The organism is Vibrio sp. RE86 (genome assembly GCF_013114545.1).
Lineage (GTDB): Bacteria > Pseudomonadota > Gammaproteobacteria > Enterobacterales > Vibrionaceae > Vibrio.
The window spans coordinates 190845-204875 of the sequence record NZ_VTXI01000002.1; the positions used below are offsets into that span (position 1 = coordinate 190845).

Annotated in this window: 15 protein-coding genes; 8 read left to right on the forward strand and 7 right to left on the reverse strand. The window is 44.5% G+C overall.

What is annotated here, in order from left to right:
• Positions 1-2: 2 nt before the first annotated feature.
• The gene (locus tag F0231_RS03090; RefSeq protein WP_171758246.1) at positions 3-644 is read right to left on the reverse strand and encodes an START domain-containing protein; all 642 of its coding nucleotides are present in this window, start codon (positions 642-644) and stop codon (positions 3-5) included.
• Positions 645-699: 55 nt separating this feature from the next.
• The gene (gene arfB / locus F0231_RS03095; protein WP_171758247.1) at positions 700-1113 is read right to left on the reverse strand and encodes an alternative ribosome rescue aminoacyl-tRNA hydrolase ArfB; all 414 of its coding nucleotides are present in this window, start codon (positions 1111-1113) and stop codon (positions 700-702) included.
• Positions 1114-1243: 130 nt separating this feature from the next.
• Between arfB and F0231_RS03100 the strand changes: the two genes are divergently transcribed.
• The 5 genes from F0231_RS03100 (at position 1244) to F0231_RS03120 (ending at position 6549) form a co-directional block, all read left to right on the forward strand.
• Positions 1244-3355, forward strand: a complete 2112-nt coding sequence (locus F0231_RS03100) for a diguanylate cyclase (RefSeq protein WP_171758248.1) — start codon at positions 1244-1246, stop codon at positions 3353-3355.
• 67 nt (positions 3356-3422) lie between these two features.
• Positions 3423-3803 (forward strand): VOC family protein, encoded by a 381-nt coding sequence (locus tag F0231_RS03105; RefSeq protein WP_171758249.1) that lies wholly within the window; start codon positions 3423-3425, stop codon positions 3801-3803.
• A 159-nt stretch (positions 3804-3962) separates the two neighbouring features.
• The gene (locus F0231_RS03110) at positions 3963-4451 is read left to right on the forward strand and encodes a hypothetical protein (protein ID WP_171758250.1); all 489 of its coding nucleotides are present in this window, start codon (positions 3963-3965) and stop codon (positions 4449-4451) included.
• A gap of 218 nt (positions 4452-4669) precedes the next feature.
• Positions 4670-5818, forward strand: coding sequence for a BamA/TamA family outer membrane protein (locus F0231_RS03115; protein ID WP_171758251.1), 1149 nt, complete (start codon positions 4670-4672; stop codon positions 5816-5818).
• A 167-nt stretch (positions 5819-5985) separates the two neighbouring features.
• The gene (locus tag F0231_RS03120; protein WP_171758252.1) at positions 5986-6549 is read left to right on the forward strand and encodes a hypothetical protein; all 564 of its coding nucleotides are present in this window, start codon (positions 5986-5988) and stop codon (positions 6547-6549) included.
• Between the two features lie 49 nt (positions 6550-6598).
• Here F0231_RS03120 and F0231_RS03125 read toward each other — a convergent pair whose 3' ends face one another.
• A complete protein-coding gene (locus F0231_RS03125; protein ID WP_171758253.1) occupies positions 6599-7894 on the reverse strand; it encodes an alpha/beta fold hydrolase in 1296 nt (431 codons plus the stop codon).
• A gap of 189 nt (positions 7895-8083) precedes the next feature.
• Between F0231_RS03125 and catB the strand changes: the two genes are divergently transcribed.
• The 3 genes from catB to F0231_RS03140 all read left to right on the forward strand — a co-directional run bounded on the left by catB (position 8084) and on the right by F0231_RS03140 (position 10279).
• The gene (gene catB, locus F0231_RS03130; protein ID WP_171758254.1) at positions 8084-8713 is read left to right on the forward strand and encodes a type B chloramphenicol O-acetyltransferase; all 630 of its coding nucleotides are present in this window, start codon (positions 8084-8086) and stop codon (positions 8711-8713) included.
• Between the two features lie 107 nt (positions 8714-8820).
• Positions 8821-9318, forward strand: coding sequence for a DUF2867 domain-containing protein (locus F0231_RS03135; RefSeq protein ID WP_171758415.1), 498 nt, complete (start codon positions 8821-8823; stop codon positions 9316-9318).
• Positions 9319-9430: 112 nt separating this feature from the next.
• Entirely contained in the window at positions 9431-10279 is an 849-nt protein-coding gene (locus tag F0231_RS03140) for a pirin family protein (RefSeq protein WP_171758255.1), read from the forward strand.
• A gap of 156 nt (positions 10280-10435) precedes the next feature.
• Here F0231_RS03140 and F0231_RS03145 read toward each other — a convergent pair whose 3' ends face one another.
• The 4 genes from F0231_RS03145 to F0231_RS03160 are packed head-to-tail and all read right to left on the reverse strand — an operon-like array spanning position 10436 to position 14022.
• Positions 10436-11659 (reverse strand): beta-ketoacyl-ACP synthase, encoded by a 1224-nt coding sequence (locus F0231_RS03145; protein WP_171758256.1) that lies wholly within the window; start codon positions 11657-11659, stop codon positions 10436-10438.
• Positions 11656-12381: a 3-ketoacyl-ACP reductase FabG2 gene (locus F0231_RS03150; RefSeq protein WP_171758257.1), complete on the reverse strand. Its 726-nt coding sequence runs from the start codon at positions 12379-12381 to the stop codon at positions 11656-11658. Before F0231_RS03150 ends, F0231_RS03145 begins: the two co-directional genes overlap by 4 nt.
• Positions 12378-12842 (reverse strand): hotdog family protein, encoded by a 465-nt coding sequence (locus F0231_RS03155; protein WP_171758258.1) that lies wholly within the window; start codon positions 12840-12842, stop codon positions 12378-12380. Before F0231_RS03155 ends, F0231_RS03150 begins: the two co-directional genes overlap by 4 nt.
• Positions 12835-14022 carry a beta-ketoacyl-[acyl-carrier-protein] synthase family protein gene (locus tag F0231_RS03160; RefSeq protein WP_171758259.1) on the reverse strand — a complete coding sequence of 396 codons (1188 nt, stop codon included), beginning with the start codon at positions 14020-14022 and terminating at the stop codon, positions 12835-12837. The genes F0231_RS03155 and F0231_RS03160 overlap by 8 nt, the downstream gene beginning before the upstream one ends.
• Between the last annotated feature and the right edge of the window lie 9 nt (positions 14023-14031).

Genomic DNA, 14031 nt, shown 5'->3' on the forward strand with positions numbered 1-14031 from the left:
AGCTACTCGCGAATTTGAGGGTGTGTGAACTTTTGGTAGCTAGGGAGCTGATCTCGAAGGTTTTCAAAGGTTGTTTGCGCGCTCTGCTTAGAGAGCTTGTTCTTGAGCCAGTTAGGGAGGAACCCTCCTGGGTCAGCGTAAGCGGTATATTCGATGAAGGTCGAGCCATTCGTCAGTGTTTGTAGAGTCCAACTAGCATCGACTTTCTTAATTCTGATGTAACCCTCTTGCTCAGCAAGCGCAGTAACCGGTGCATCTTTTATTGTCAGGGTTAACCCTAACTCATCGACGGCGTATGTAGAGTAGGTCACCATATCTCGGTCTCGTGCTGGCCAAGGTGCTGTAAATTGGGTGTAAACAATGTTTTCTGTTGGCGAAATTTGGGTCAGTACACGACTATGGCTCGCGTTATCAATCCAGTTAGGGATATTTTCACTGTCTTCAAGCAGGGTCAGAAAAGCACTGTAGCTTGTGGTTGCAAACATCTGAGCACGAATTTCGACTAATCCATCTTTGTGCTCACGGGTGAAAATAGAAATGCCATTTCGGTCACTATCAAATTGCCAAGGCTGAGCAGCGTTCGCACTACCCTCGAGTGAAAACCAACACAAACAAATAAGTGTGCTTACTCTTACTACTGCCATATGTCTGCCATTGTGAATTCAGTCCTTGAACATCAAGCATATACAATATTGCGGTCTAGTGTTGAACTTTACCGCGTAAAGACTTGGTCTGAGATTTGATGTTTTTCCCTTTAAGTCTGCGCTCTTTTGAAGCGCGAGTCGGTTTAGTCTCTCTGCGCTTTTTCTGCACCACCATTGCCGCTTGGATCATCTCCGCAAGGCGGTTTAGCGCATCTTCTTTGTTCTGTTCTTGAGTGCGAAACTGTTGTGCCTTAATCGTGATCACACCTTCCTTTGAGATACGAGAATCTTTGAGCGCTAAAACTCGCTCTTTGTAGATCGCAGGCAAGGTGGAGTGCTTGACATCAAACTGCAAGTGAATGGCTGATGAGACTTTATTGACGTTCTGACCACCAGCGCCTTGAGCGCGGATTGCACTGAGTTGAATTTCCCATGATTGGAGAGTGACGGTGTTAGATATTTTTAACATGCGGACTTATTCGAATGAAAACTCGCTCAGTGTACCTCATAAAAAGGCGATTGTACGAATCGCGGTATTGAGTTGTTACATGGTATGTCATTCTATATAATCGGTGGAAATTTTATTACTGAGTTTGACTATGATATCCACCGCTGCTCATCAAGAGTGTTTATACGCTGCCATTAATATCCAAAACGATCATTCGCCGTCAGCGTTTGATGATGCAAAGCGTAAAATCAAAGAAATAGCAGCAAAAGCAGATATCGAGCCTAAATCGATCTACAGTGAATTCATTGATGCGTGCCACACTTATCGGACTCAACCTCACCGCATCGCGATTGATGCGTTTTCTCAGTTAATAAAGAATTGCCTAAGTCAGAATGAGGCAGTACTTGAAAACGTTGTTTACGTAAATTTGGGTCGTTTATTTGGTGATCTCGGCGAGTATCAGGTTGCGTTACAGTATTTGATGAAAGCACAGAGAAATGAGCACCTTTTTGAGCCATCCTACTTAATGGTTCTCAAAATATTCTTATCCGATATCTATTTGAAGCTCGGTGATAACACCCATGCGATTGAATGCGGGCAGCAAGTGATCACCAGTGAAAATACCTTGTCTCGCCCTCTAGCGATGGCGATCAATCATCACAATATTGCTCTAGCTCAAACTAAATTGGGTGAGTTTGATTCGGCACTTGAGCATCTTAATAGTGCAACAACACTTGCTATCGAGATTGAGAGTGACTATGTCAAAGGATACAACAGCCTCGCTAGAGCTCAGTGGCATGTGGCGCAGCAGCAGCATGAACACGCAGAGCGCTATTTTCGCTCTGCGATGAGTGAGATGGGAAAAACCAGTGTGATCCATACGATAAATGAAGTGTATTTTGAATATGGGGAATATCTTGTCAGTCAAGCCCGCTACGAAGATGCTTTGGTGCGATTAGAATATGTAGAGGGTCACAGTCACACTCAGGAAAATTTGCATCTAAAAATGCATCTTCATCAACTGCTTTATACGTGCTACCGAGAAACAGGGCTGAACGAGGCCGCTTTTAATCAGGTTGAGATTCAACGTTCTCTTTTTGATGAACTAAGAAAGAAAGAGTCTGAGGAAAAAGCTTTTCTAGTCAGTGAGCAGCTTGTGCTGACTGAGCGAGAACAGAAGCAACATAACTACCTTCAAATGAAAGAGTACATGTCCGCTATTAGTGGCATCGGTCAAATGATCGCAACTTGTGATGATATTGCTTGGGTGCTGCCCAATATCCTAGAAGGGGTTAAGCGTATATTGCCGTGTGAGTATTTTTCTCTGACAATGTTAGATGAAGAAAATGACATGATGCACAATGACTATCAGGTTAAGATGGATGGTGTGTTGCCGCCTCTTTCATACTGCTACTCGGACATGAGCAGCATAGCGGCATATTGCTGTAGCACAAGAAAGTCTGTTTTATTGAATACAGGCACCCCTTCAGAGATTTATTACTATCTACCTCATCTAGCATCTGAAAATATCACTTATATTCCCGGTACAGAAACGATGACGTTTTCAGGAATATTTACGCCGATCATCTTGGGCGATGAAGTGCTAGGTTGTATGTCATTACAACATAGTAAAACGTATCGTTATGAGCAACATCACCTCGATATTATGGATCAACTAGGCCAGTTTATCGCAGTAGCGATCAATAATATTACCCAGCGACGCCAGCTTGAGAAAATGTCGAAAACGGATGGGCTGACTGGGTTACTCAACCGTCGTACATTTGACGAGGTTGCTGGGCAATATATTGCGCAAAAGGATCAGTCACTGAGTATGATCATGATCGATATCGACTACTTTAAACAGTACAACGATACATTGGGCCATAGTTCGGGCGATAAACTGTTGGGCCATTTATCCGCATTACTGCACAATACATTCGACGCTTCTGGGGACGTCTTTCGTTATGGTGGTGATGAGTTCTTCATCCTTTTACAGGGGGATGAGGTTCAATCAGCCTACCAAAAAGCACAGACATTAGTGTGCGCGCTAGAAGAAGCTGATTTGTGCCACCCGGCGTCGAAAGTGGGTGACCGAGTCACTTTATCTATTGGTGTCGCTAGTTGTGTAGGGCACCCAGATCTGACAGTGAAAGATGTTATACAAATGGCAGATAAAGCGCTTTATCAGGCTAAAGAGCAAGGTCGAAACAAAGTGTGCTGCCTTGAATCATCTTCAAGAATGGAAGCGGAAGTTGGTTTTTAATTGAGCGAAAATGTGCTGTGTGAGCTAGCTTTCTATTATCACTGTTGGTGGCAATAAGGACTGTGTTATGGAAATGAATCCAGTAGGTTGGTTTGAAATTTACGTCGAAGATATGGACCGTGCGAAAGGGTTCTATCAAAAGGTGTTTAATACTGTGCTAGAAAATATTGGTGACGAGCCTAAAGTGGATATTGATATGTGGGCTTTCCCTTCATCCATGGAGCAATATGGCGCAGCAGGGGCATTAGCAAAAATGGAAGGGGTCTCACCAGGTGGGAATAGTACCTTGGTCTACTTCTCATGTGAAGATTGCGCGATAGAACAAGGGCGAGTAGAAGCTGCGGGCGGTAAAGTCGTCCACCCTAAATTCTCTATCGGGCAACACGGCTTTATCTCAATGGTGTCTGATACAGAAGGTAATATGATTGGTCTTCACTCGATGAGTTAGGTTGGTATTAGATACCTGAAAATAGAAAGCCCCCACCGATAACGATGGGGGCTTTTTATTTTATAGGCTGCTGCCAAGTATGTCTCTTTACATTAAAGTTCAATTGATTCCATTTACCGATATGGATAACATTTATCGTATTACCTTTAGGAGTAGCATATGGCTAGGATTTCAAGAGAAGAGAGACAGAGAAAATTAGAACAATTGAATGATGGAATATGGCAGCTGTTTCTTGAACAAGGCTACGATGCGCTTACGTTCTATAACATTGCTCATTATGTGAATTGGCGTCAATCGACCATTCAGAGTTATCACAAAAGTGAAACTCTAGTGACCGCAATACGAGGTAGAATCGAACCCTATTTTCTCGGCAAACTCAACTTTGATTCATTGTGTAGTTTGGAACAATCATGGGTTGAGTCGTTGGAAGATAATGGCTTCGTGAATATTATTCGATTCCTTATCAACCTCAACTGTAGCGATCCATTCATGGTTGATTTAACGGGTTATGGAGTAAGGCGCCTTGAAGAAGTCGTTGCTCAATCACTCGGAGATGATGGTTTAGTATTGCTGCAAAAACTGATGGGGTTGTCGGTCATGAAAATCGCTAAGGAAAGATCTTCACCCAAGAGTGACCCAAAAAGCTAAAATGGCTCTAGATTAAGAATAGTTACTCCTCCATCTCTATTTTATTACGAGAATTTAATTCGTATGTAAAATCGAATTAAATCTTTACTTGTTTATAGGATTGTCTATAATCCCACCATTATTAATTGGTATATCGATATGGATAACGATATTTGATGGGGTGATGTTTAGGTTGTTATGTGAGGACAGGGCAAGCATCAAAGTTTAGCGAGACTGAAATGTCCCTAGTTAGATTTGCTCCACTGATTTGTACTGCTGTACCGCTATCCATAATGGCGAGTGAGGATCAGCGCAAAGATATTGAGCAACCAATAGACTCTGAATTCAAGCTAATCGCCATTCCTTTCTATGATCCTAGTATTCATACTGGCGTGTCAGTTATACCGATGTATAGCTTTTATACATATGATGGACAAACTAGCCCTTCGACCATATCTGCGACCTTAATTTATACACAAAGTGACAGCTATAGCCTGCGTGGGAATACCGATCTGTTACTGGAGAAATTTCGTTTAGTTACCGATTTTGGTTTTAACTATTCTGATCTTGACGTGAAGTTCTTTGATAAAGCGAGGCATAAAGCATCCGCAATTCAAGAAGAAATTAACTTTTTTGGTGACCTCTATTATTCGTTTACAGATACCTTTTTCATGGGCATCGGCGTTAGTTACCAAACAGAAAAATACAGCGGAAAGACCTATCGTGACCGAGTGCAGCTATTGGCCGCAAATCGATGCCTATCTTATTGTTCTGATATTGGAGCGTCGATCTCTTTGTTGATCGATACTCGAGAGCATTACTACTACCCGCACGGTGGCTATATGTTTTCCATTACTTATGAAGGGCACCAAGAATGGATGGGAAACGACTCTGACGCGACATACTCTCTGTTAGATTCTGACCTCCGTTATTATCACAGCATCAACGACAAGAATAATCAGTTTTTAGCCGCAAGATGGTTGAACCGATACTTACTCGACTCAGAGCATGCGCCAAGCAGTGCTCTGAGCCTTTATGGTCGGCAAGGTCGGGATCTTCAAAGAGGCTTTATCGTAGGTAATACCATGCCAACCGCAAATATAACCAGTTTAGAAGTGGAGTATCGGTACAGCATTGAAGAGAGCGGTTATGAACATATCGACCGCCTTACACTTGTGACATTGACAGGGGTAGGAAAGGCCTATGGGCGTTTAGCTAACCCTCTTCAAAAAGAGCAAAACTTTAGTGATGCTGATACGTTAGCAATGGTTGGTGCTGGTTTGCGTTATCGCGTTCTAGATGATGAACGAATCAATATACGAATGGATGTAACCTACAACAATTCTGATGAGTGGTTGGTCTACTTTGGTCTCGGTGAGAGTTTCTGATGCTACCTGCTATGTTGATTAAGTAAGTTTTAATATTCATATATCGATATGCATAACTTTAAATGCATTTCGATAACACCATAGGGTAAACGTGAAGTCTGCCTTTTACGCACACGATGAAATCAACGTGTATACCACAACCTTTAATAAACTAGGACCATCCTATTATGAGAAATCTATTCATTATTGCATTAGCGACTTTGTCTTGTAGTGTTTTCGCAAGCAATTTAAAAGATACAGTACCAGTGCCAAAAACGAAGTTAGAGCAGTTTAGTGCCAAAACAGGTGTGGTTCTTGTTCGAGGATTTGAAAAAATTGGCTCAGCAACAGGGCTATATAGCACGGTGGTTAATGTTGAGAGCAAAGAGTTTACCAATGTCAGTACTGGTCAAAAAGAGTATGGAATAACGATCGAAGCGTTTAAGGAAGATGGACGATACGATAAATCACATACTACTTTTATTGATTATGATGAGATCGATTCTCTTATTGCGGGCATTGATTACATTTCTAAGATAAATCCAGAGGTGACTCAGTTCCAAGACTTCCAAGCGGACTACTCAACGAAAGGTGACTTGAAAATTTCGACGTTTAGTTCTGGTGATAAAGTGATGGCTGCGGTATCAAGTGGGAAAATTGGTGGTGTAGCGGCTTACTACAACCTCGCAGACCTTTCTAAGGTTAAAGACCTAGTTCTTAAAGCTAAAACTAAAATTGAAGAAGTCAAATAATCAGGTTTAGCCCCGAAACCCTCGGGGCTATTTTATATTGGGCTTTAATTTACGCTAGCGTTGCCGCAGTCTGATTCCCCATGGCAATCAACTTATTAAGAATACGTTCGCCATCAGCACGTAGGCCGTTGTGCTCATATTCATTGGTGATCCATGCTTTAGCGTTCGGAATAAGAGCCAGAGTTTCGCGGCTAATATCCATTTCGACAAACATATCATCTGCATAAACCGCGCAGCTTACAGGAACTCGGTTTTGGCTCAGTACTTCTGCATTGTAAAGCGACGTCCAATCGGTTTTTTCAGCGAGTAGTTCGGCTACTTCTTTCAGTGGTTTTAAACACTCATATTGGTCAAACATCCAAGGGAATACCATTTCACCTGTGAACAAGAATGGCTTGCCAGGTTGGTAGTTAAACGCTTCATGTTGTTGACGAACGCGATGAGCACTCCACTGTGACGCAAAACCTTGGCAATAAATGGACTCGTGCAGAATTGCGTAGATAGGGTTGGTCTGAAACCCTTGCTCCATCAACATGCTATTTAAGAATTCGTAGCGAAGCTGTGGCTTACCGTTCACTTCGACAAATGCGTTCTCAAGCAAGTAGTAGGTTGGTAAGAACGTATCGCTCATACCAAAATTGATACCAATTTGTTGGAACTGCTCAGCGGTAAAGCGCTGGCCATTTGGTAGAAGCTCTTCGTTGCTAATTAAGTGGTCAGCAATGTCTTGGCACAACTCTTGAGCTTTGGGAAACTGCTCGAAGAAGGCTTGGTTCTTTTCAAGAGTACGTTTAAAGGTCGCTTGATAAACATCATCTGGATGACGTGAAATCGATGGAACACCACCAGTAATGTAGCTGCGAGATAAGCTATCTGGAAACAGTGACAAATAGGTCAGCGAGCAAAATCCACCAAAGCTCTGCCCTAGAATCGCCCACTGAGTTACGCCAAATTTTTCACGAATGGCTTCTGCGTCGCGAACGATGTTGTCTGCTCGAAAGTGACTCAGGTACTCTGCTTGTTCTTGAGCTGTCAGGTGCGCCAGTGTTTGATGCGTAATGACAGAGCTATTTCCGGTACCTCGTTGGTCAAGTAGCAGCACACGGTACTCTTGCAGTGCACGTTTCACCCATCCACTGTTGCCATTTTGACGTGGAGAAGGAAAGCCAGGGCCTCCTTGAAAATAAACTAACCACGGCTTTTGATTGTCGCCGTCTGACACAAGGCTAAGTTCACGCGCAAAAACCTCAATAATACCTTTGTTTGGGTTTGAGTAATCGAGCGGCAGCTGGAACGTGTGGGGCGTGTACTTTACGCCGGAATCAATAAATTCTTGAGCATTCATTTTGTTGTTTTGACTTCCATGAAGTGGTGATGGGGTATCTTACCCCGATGCTGTTAACAGACCAACGTAAGTTTTAGTAACTGTGGTGCGCGTATGCCGATGCATAATGTTGAGTGACCACGGTCAAAGGTCGGCGTATCCTAAACACCTAGAGTCACGGACTTTAAATCTAACTAAAAGAACGAAACTATGAACTATTTTGAATCTCCGTTTGCGGGTAAATCGTTGATCGAACAAATCACTAACCCCAATATTATTGCGGGTCGTCACAGCTACTATTCGGGCTACTACCATGGCCATAGCTTTGATGATTGCGCTCGCTACTTGTCACCAGAGAGGGATGATGTCGATAAACTGATTATTGGCAACTTTTGTTCAATTGGATCAGGCGCTGTTTTTATGATGGCGGGCAACCAAGGGCACCGCTCCGATTGGATAACAACTTTCCCATTTTTTTACCAAGACAATACTCACTTCTCTGACGCAGAAGATGGCTTTGAACGAGCAGGTGACACGGTGATTGGGAACGACGTTTGGATTGGTTCTGAGGCGATGATCATGGCGGGAGTCACGATCGGCGATGGTGCAATCATTACAAGTCGAGCGTTAGTGACCAAAGATGTAAAACCTTATGAAGTGGTTGGTTCAAACCCTGCCAAACATATTAAGTTTCGCTTTTCGCCAGAGCAGATCAGTAAGTTGAGTGACATGCAGTGGTGGCATTGGTCTGACGAACAACTTGCTGGCGCAATGAAACTACTAAGCAGCGCAGACATTGATGGCTTGTACCATTACTGGCAACAGCATATTCGATCATGAGTTCGTATTATATGTAAGACAAAGCGAGGGATTAAGTGACCTCGACTTTGTTTTATTCATGGTAACCGATAAGGTGGCTTTACCTTCAAAAATGGAGAGAAATGCCAATGGATTTACCCGCTGAAGCCGATATTCATCCTTACCTTCCGCAAGCTTACTTTGCTGATAGCTTTTCAATTGAGCTTCCCTATCAAGGAGAGTCGGCTCTAGAGATCTATTTTGAGATGGTCAATCGCACGCCTAAATGGGTGAACGTCTTGATGGATTTACGTAATCGCATTGTGTCCAAGCTGGGTTTGAAGCACCTAGGACGAATGGGGGATGTAGACAATAAGAAACCTATGGAGGATTACCAAGTTGGCGATCAAGTGGGGATCTTTTCTATTGTCAGCCTACGCCATAATGAAGTTGTGGTGGAGGATTGCGATAAGCACCTTAATGTTCGTTTGTCGTTTCTTCTTGTGCCAAAGGGAAACATGGCAACCTTGCATGCTACGACGGTCGTCCATGTCAAAAATCGCTTTGGAAAAATCTACATGCTTTTTGTTGCTCCGGTACATAAAGTGATAGTGCCTAAATCTTTGAATACTTTACTGCCTCGTTAGCTTTTACTTATTCAATTTTTTCGAACGACTAGCTCTAATCCCTATGCTCCAGTTCCTTGGTTGAAGCGTTAAACTGTTTTCATTCAGTTAAAGCACAGCTAAGGGGCTTACTATGAGCAACTCAAGACAAATCAACCAAATCATTCGAGCGCATGCGACATCCGATGGTGATGGAGTGAAAATCAAGCGTGTGGCTGGTTTTAACAATGCGGAATTTTCTCCTTTCTTAATGATGGATGAACTTAAGTCCGATCAGCGAGCAGATTATGTTGGCGGCTTTCCTCCTCACCCGCATCGCGGTATTGAAACCTTAACCTATATGATGAAAGGCCATTTCCAACATAAAGACCATATGGGTAATGTCGGTGAGCTGAGATCTGGCGGCGCTCAATGGATGGCTGCGGGGCGTGGAGTGATTCACAGTGAAATGCCAATTATGGAAGAGGGTGATTTACACGGTTTCCAGATTTGGATAAACCAGCCTGCTCGCGACAAAATGAAGCCCGCACAATATTTTGATTTTCAACCTGAAATGATCACAGAACATGCCACGCCAGAGCTCGGCTTACTGAGAGTATTAGCGGGTTCAGTGACAGCGAATAGTCAGTTAGTTAAAGGCCCATTAGATAAAACAGGCGTTGATCTCACCGTATCCGACTGGCGCGCAGAACAAGGTCAGAGGGTGTCAATTGCGACACCAGAAGCGTTCAACATGATGGTCTACAGCCATCAAGGATCATTGACGATTGGTGGCAAGCAGTTAAAGCAAGGAGAAATGGCGCTATTGACCAAGGGGGAGTTGGCAGAGCTAAGCGCATTAGACTCGGTCGGTGCACTTGTATTCTCTGGCCAGCCCATTGATGAGCCTGTTGTGCACTATGGCCCGTTTGTTATGAATAGTATGGCGGAAATCGAACAAACCATTCATGACTACAACTCAGGTGTGTTCGAAACGTATTAAGAATAGTCTTTGGAGCTCAGTTTGAGCTTCGCATAGTCAAAAACCAACATTCCACTGCCGTTGATTTTTGTTTTAGCCACGCTTCAATGCGTGGTTTTTTATTGCCAGAAATAAAAAGCCCTCACACTTGAGGGCTTATTGGATAAGGCTTTCAGGTTAGATCTTTTTGAAGATGATCGACGTGTTGATACCACCAAAAGCAAAGTTATTGCTCATCAAGTATTCCACGTTAAGCTCTCGACCTGAGCCTGTAATGTAATCTAGGTTGCCACACTGCTCATCGAGGCTATCTAGGTTTAGTGTTGGGCTAAACCATCCTGTGTGCATCATCTCTAGGCTTAACCACGCTTCAATCGCACCACAAGCGCCAAGCGTATGACCAAAGTAGCTCTTTAACGAACTGATCGGCACTTTACCCAGGGCGTTGGCTGTTGCGTTACTCTCTGCAATATCGCCACGGTCTGTAGCTGTACCATGCGCTGAGACATAATCGATTCTGTCCGCCTCAATGCCTGCATTTTGCAGTGCCATTTCCATACAAATCTGCATGGTTTCCATCTGTGGCTGAGTCACATGAGCGGCATCGCAGTTGCTAGCAAAGCCGATGATTTCCGCAAAGATCGTCGCCCCGCGCGCTTTGGCATGTTCGTACTCTTCTAAAACGAGCGTACCTGCACCTTCACCAATCACCAAGCCGTCACGATGCGTATCGTAAGGGCGAGGCGTCGACTTAGGCGCATCATTCTTTAAGCTGGTGGCAAACAGAGTATCGAAGACCGCTGACTCTGTTGGGCAAAGTTCTTCACCACCACCAGCCACCATGACGGTTTGATAACCGTGCTTGATGGCTTCAAAAGCGTAACCAATCGCTTGGCTGCCTGACGTACATGCGCTGCTGGTTGGAATGACACGACCTTTAAGCCCAAAGAACAGACCGACGTTAACTGCGGTTGTGTGTGGCATCATCTGAACATAAGTGGTTGCAGTGATGGCTTTGGTGGTTTTTTCATTCAGCATTACGCCAAATGCGCCAATGGCATCGGTACTGCCTGTTGACGAACCGTAAGCGATACCTGTCTGTCCATTGGTCAGGACTGGGCTGCCAATTAGGCCGGCTTGTTCAAGCGCGTTTTCAGTCGCGACAGTAGCCAGTTTAGACACTCGGCCCATACCACGGACTTGCTTGCGCTTGTAATGTTTTGGCAGTTCAAAATCGTCAACAGGTGCGGCCAACTTGGTGTTTAAGCCATCGTACTGCTCATAAGAGGGCATGTATTGGGTGGCATTTTCACAAGCGCGCAGTTTAGGTTCAATCGCTTGCCAGTCATTACCAAATGCAGTAACGCCCGACATACCTGTAACAACGACGCGGCGGCTCATACTAGGCCTCCGTTAACGGAAATGACTTGGCGAGTTACGTAACCTGCAATATCCGACATTAAGTAGCTGACAAGGCCTGCGACTTCTTCCGGTTCACCCATACGGCGCAGTGGAATCTGTGGCATCGCATGTTCTTTTACATGCTCGTCGACCATTCCAGTATCAATCAGACCAGGGGCTACGCAGTTTACGGTGATCTTGCGCTTGGCAAGTTCCAGTGCCAGCGATTTAGTCGCACCAATCACACCTGCTTTGGCTGCGCTGTAGTTGGTTTGGCCACGGTTACCCATCAAGCCTGATACCGAAGCTAATGTGACGATTCGGCCACCTTTGCGTTTTTGCACCATCGGCATTACACAAGGGTGTAGAACGTTGTAAAAACTGTCTAAGTTGGTATGGATAACACCATCCCACTCTTCTTCGGTCATGGCAGGGAAAGCGGTGTCACGTGTGATACCAGCATTATTGACCACACCGTAGTATGCGCCATGCTCTTCGATGTCAGCCTCTAATTTGGTGCGACACTCTTCGCGATTACTGATATCAAACTGAATCAAGCGACCCTGACCGCCATTTTCAATGATTGTATTTAAAGTGTCTTGAGCGCCTTTCTCATCGCCCATGTAGTGGACAACAATAGTGAATCCATCTGTCGCTAGTTGAGTAGCGATCGCTTTACCGATCCCTTTACTCGCGCCTGTGACTAATACTTGTCGGATCATTGTTGACTCCTAATCTTCATTTCTTCTAATTTTTCTTCTGACGGAACATAGACGTTGAGCTGGCAACTCGCCATCACTTGTTGCTCAAATTCAATGCGCGCTGTAAATACAGCCATACCATTATCTTCCATCAGTTTTTCAGCGTACACATCAAGCAGTTGACCGTTTTGGAATCGATCGCAATGTGAAGAGTAACGACGGCTGCCAAGTAAGAAACCAATCGGTGGTTCTTCACCCTTCTGTTTGGCGTGATAGCCTGACCATGCTGCGACGGATTGGGCCATAAACTCGATACCTACATAAGCAGGAATCGTCTGAGATTCAGCGTTGAAAAACGGGTTTTTCTCGCCAATCTCAACTTGGCAATAAATTGAATCCTGCTGAATATCGATCGCTCTATCGATTAAAATCATGGGTTCATCATGAGGCAGCAAGTGCCCAATAGGGGGATAGTTAGTCATGGGTGTAACCGAAAATAAGACTAATGTTATTACCACCAAATGCAAAGGAGTTACTTAAAATGGCTTTGCCTTGCAGCTTGGTTGTGCTTTCAACCAAGTTGACTTGAATGTCTTCTGCTCTGTTTTGGCAATGCTGAATAGGCAGTGGTAAATCGTGTTTTAAAAGGTGCCAAGCAATGGCGGCTTCAGTCGCACTAGCGGCACCTAAAGTGTGTCCTGTTAAAGGCTTGGTTGAGCTGACGGGAACGGAGCTTCCAAACAGACGATAAATCGCTTTGCTCTCCATACTGTCATTGAGAGGTGTCGCTGTTCCGTGGGCATTGATGTAGCCGATGTCATTGATGGTTAGCCCGGCATCATTGAGCGCTTTATTCATTGCTTGCTCAGCGCCGTTGCCTTCTGGGTGTGGTGCTGAGATATGATGGGCATCTGAGCTATCTCCCGCCCCAAGTAGCGCGACGGGTGAATGTTGATTGCTGAGCAACATAAACGCCGCTGATTCACCAATATTGATCCCATCTCGGTCATCGCTAAATGGTTGGCACAAGTTGCTCGAAAGCGCTTCTAAACCATGGAATCCATTCAGTGTTAATTGGCATATTGTGTCTGCACCACCTACGACAACGGCATCGACAAGTCCACTTCTTAATAGACGCTGGGCTGAAATAAACACACGGCCGCTCGACGAACATGCGGTAGAGATGGAATAACATGGCCCTGTAATACCAAAATACTGAGCAACGAACTCACTGCTGTTACCAAGCTCTTGTTTACGGTAGTGGTACTCTTGAGGGTATTCGCCGTCATCAAGTTTGTGCTTGAAAGCCACTTCACCATCTGAAATACCTGATGTGCTGGTACCAACGATGACAGCGATACGAGAAGAACCATACTGCGAAACAGCCTGCTGCACGTCTTGCTCAATCTGTTTGAGAGCGGACAACGCCAGTTGGTTATTGCGGGTATCGAATTGGCTTAAATGCTTTGGGATGTTTGGTAGCGAATCATCAACTCTGCCGACAATCGTGGAGGCTCCTGTATTGAGCGCCTGATCGTCACGAACCATATTCGCGTTTCGTTGGCCGGACAAACATTGATGAATGTCAGTTGCACTCGCGCCCATCGCGGAGTGAAAGCCGCAAGCTTGGATGTAAATTGGTTTAGATACGTTCGTCGACATGATGTTTAC

Excerpts from the sequence above, each read along its gene's own strand:
- F0231_RS03135 (WP_171758415.1), top strand. The coding sequence starts at position 8,821 with ATGGATTTACCCGCTGAAGCCGATATTCATCCTTACCTTCCGCAAGCT.
- F0231_RS03105 (WP_171758249.1), top strand. The coding sequence starts at position 3,423 with ATGGAAATGAATCCAGTAGGTTGGTTTGAAATTTACGTCGAAGATATG.
- F0231_RS03120 (WP_171758252.1), top strand. The coding sequence starts at position 5,986 with ATGAGAAATCTATTCATTATTGCATTAGCGACTTTGTCTTGTAGTGTT.
- F0231_RS03115 (WP_171758251.1), top strand. The coding sequence starts at position 4,670 with ATGTCCCTAGTTAGATTTGCTCCACTGATTTGTACTGCTGTACCGCTA.
- catB (WP_171758254.1), top strand. The coding sequence starts at position 8,084 with ATGAACTATTTTGAATCTCCGTTTGCGGGTAAATCGTTGATCGAACAA.
- F0231_RS03145 (WP_171758256.1), bottom strand. The coding sequence starts at position 11,659 with ATGAGCCGCCGCGTCGTTGTTACAGGTATGTCGGGCGTTACTGCATTT.
- F0231_RS03160 (WP_171758259.1), bottom strand. The coding sequence starts at position 14,022 with ATGTCGACGAACGTATCTAAACCAATTTACATCCAAGCTTGCGGCTTT.
- F0231_RS03150 (WP_171758257.1), bottom strand. The coding sequence starts at position 12,381 with ATGATCCGACAAGTATTAGTCACAGGCGCGAGTAAAGGGATCGGTAAA.
- F0231_RS03125 (WP_171758253.1), bottom strand. The coding sequence starts at position 7,894 with ATGAATGCTCAAGAATTTATTGATTCCGGCGTAAAGTACACGCCCCAC.
- F0231_RS03155 (WP_171758258.1), bottom strand. The coding sequence starts at position 12,842 with ATGACTAACTATCCCCCTATTGGGCACTTGCTGCCTCATGATGAACCC.
- F0231_RS03100 (WP_171758248.1), top strand. The coding sequence starts at position 1,244 with ATGATATCCACCGCTGCTCATCAAGAGTGTTTATACGCTGCCATTAAT.
- F0231_RS03090 (WP_171758246.1), bottom strand. The coding sequence starts at position 644 with ATGGCAGTAGTAAGAGTAAGCACACTTATTTGTTTGTGTTGGTTTTCA.
- arfB (WP_171758247.1), bottom strand. The coding sequence starts at position 1,113 with ATGTTAAAAATATCTAACACCGTCACTCTCCAATCATGGGAAATTCAA.
- F0231_RS03140 (WP_171758255.1), top strand. The coding sequence starts at position 9,431 with ATGAGCAACTCAAGACAAATCAACCAAATCATTCGAGCGCATGCGACA.
- F0231_RS03110 (WP_171758250.1), top strand. The coding sequence starts at position 3,963 with ATGGCTAGGATTTCAAGAGAAGAGAGACAGAGAAAATTAGAACAATTG.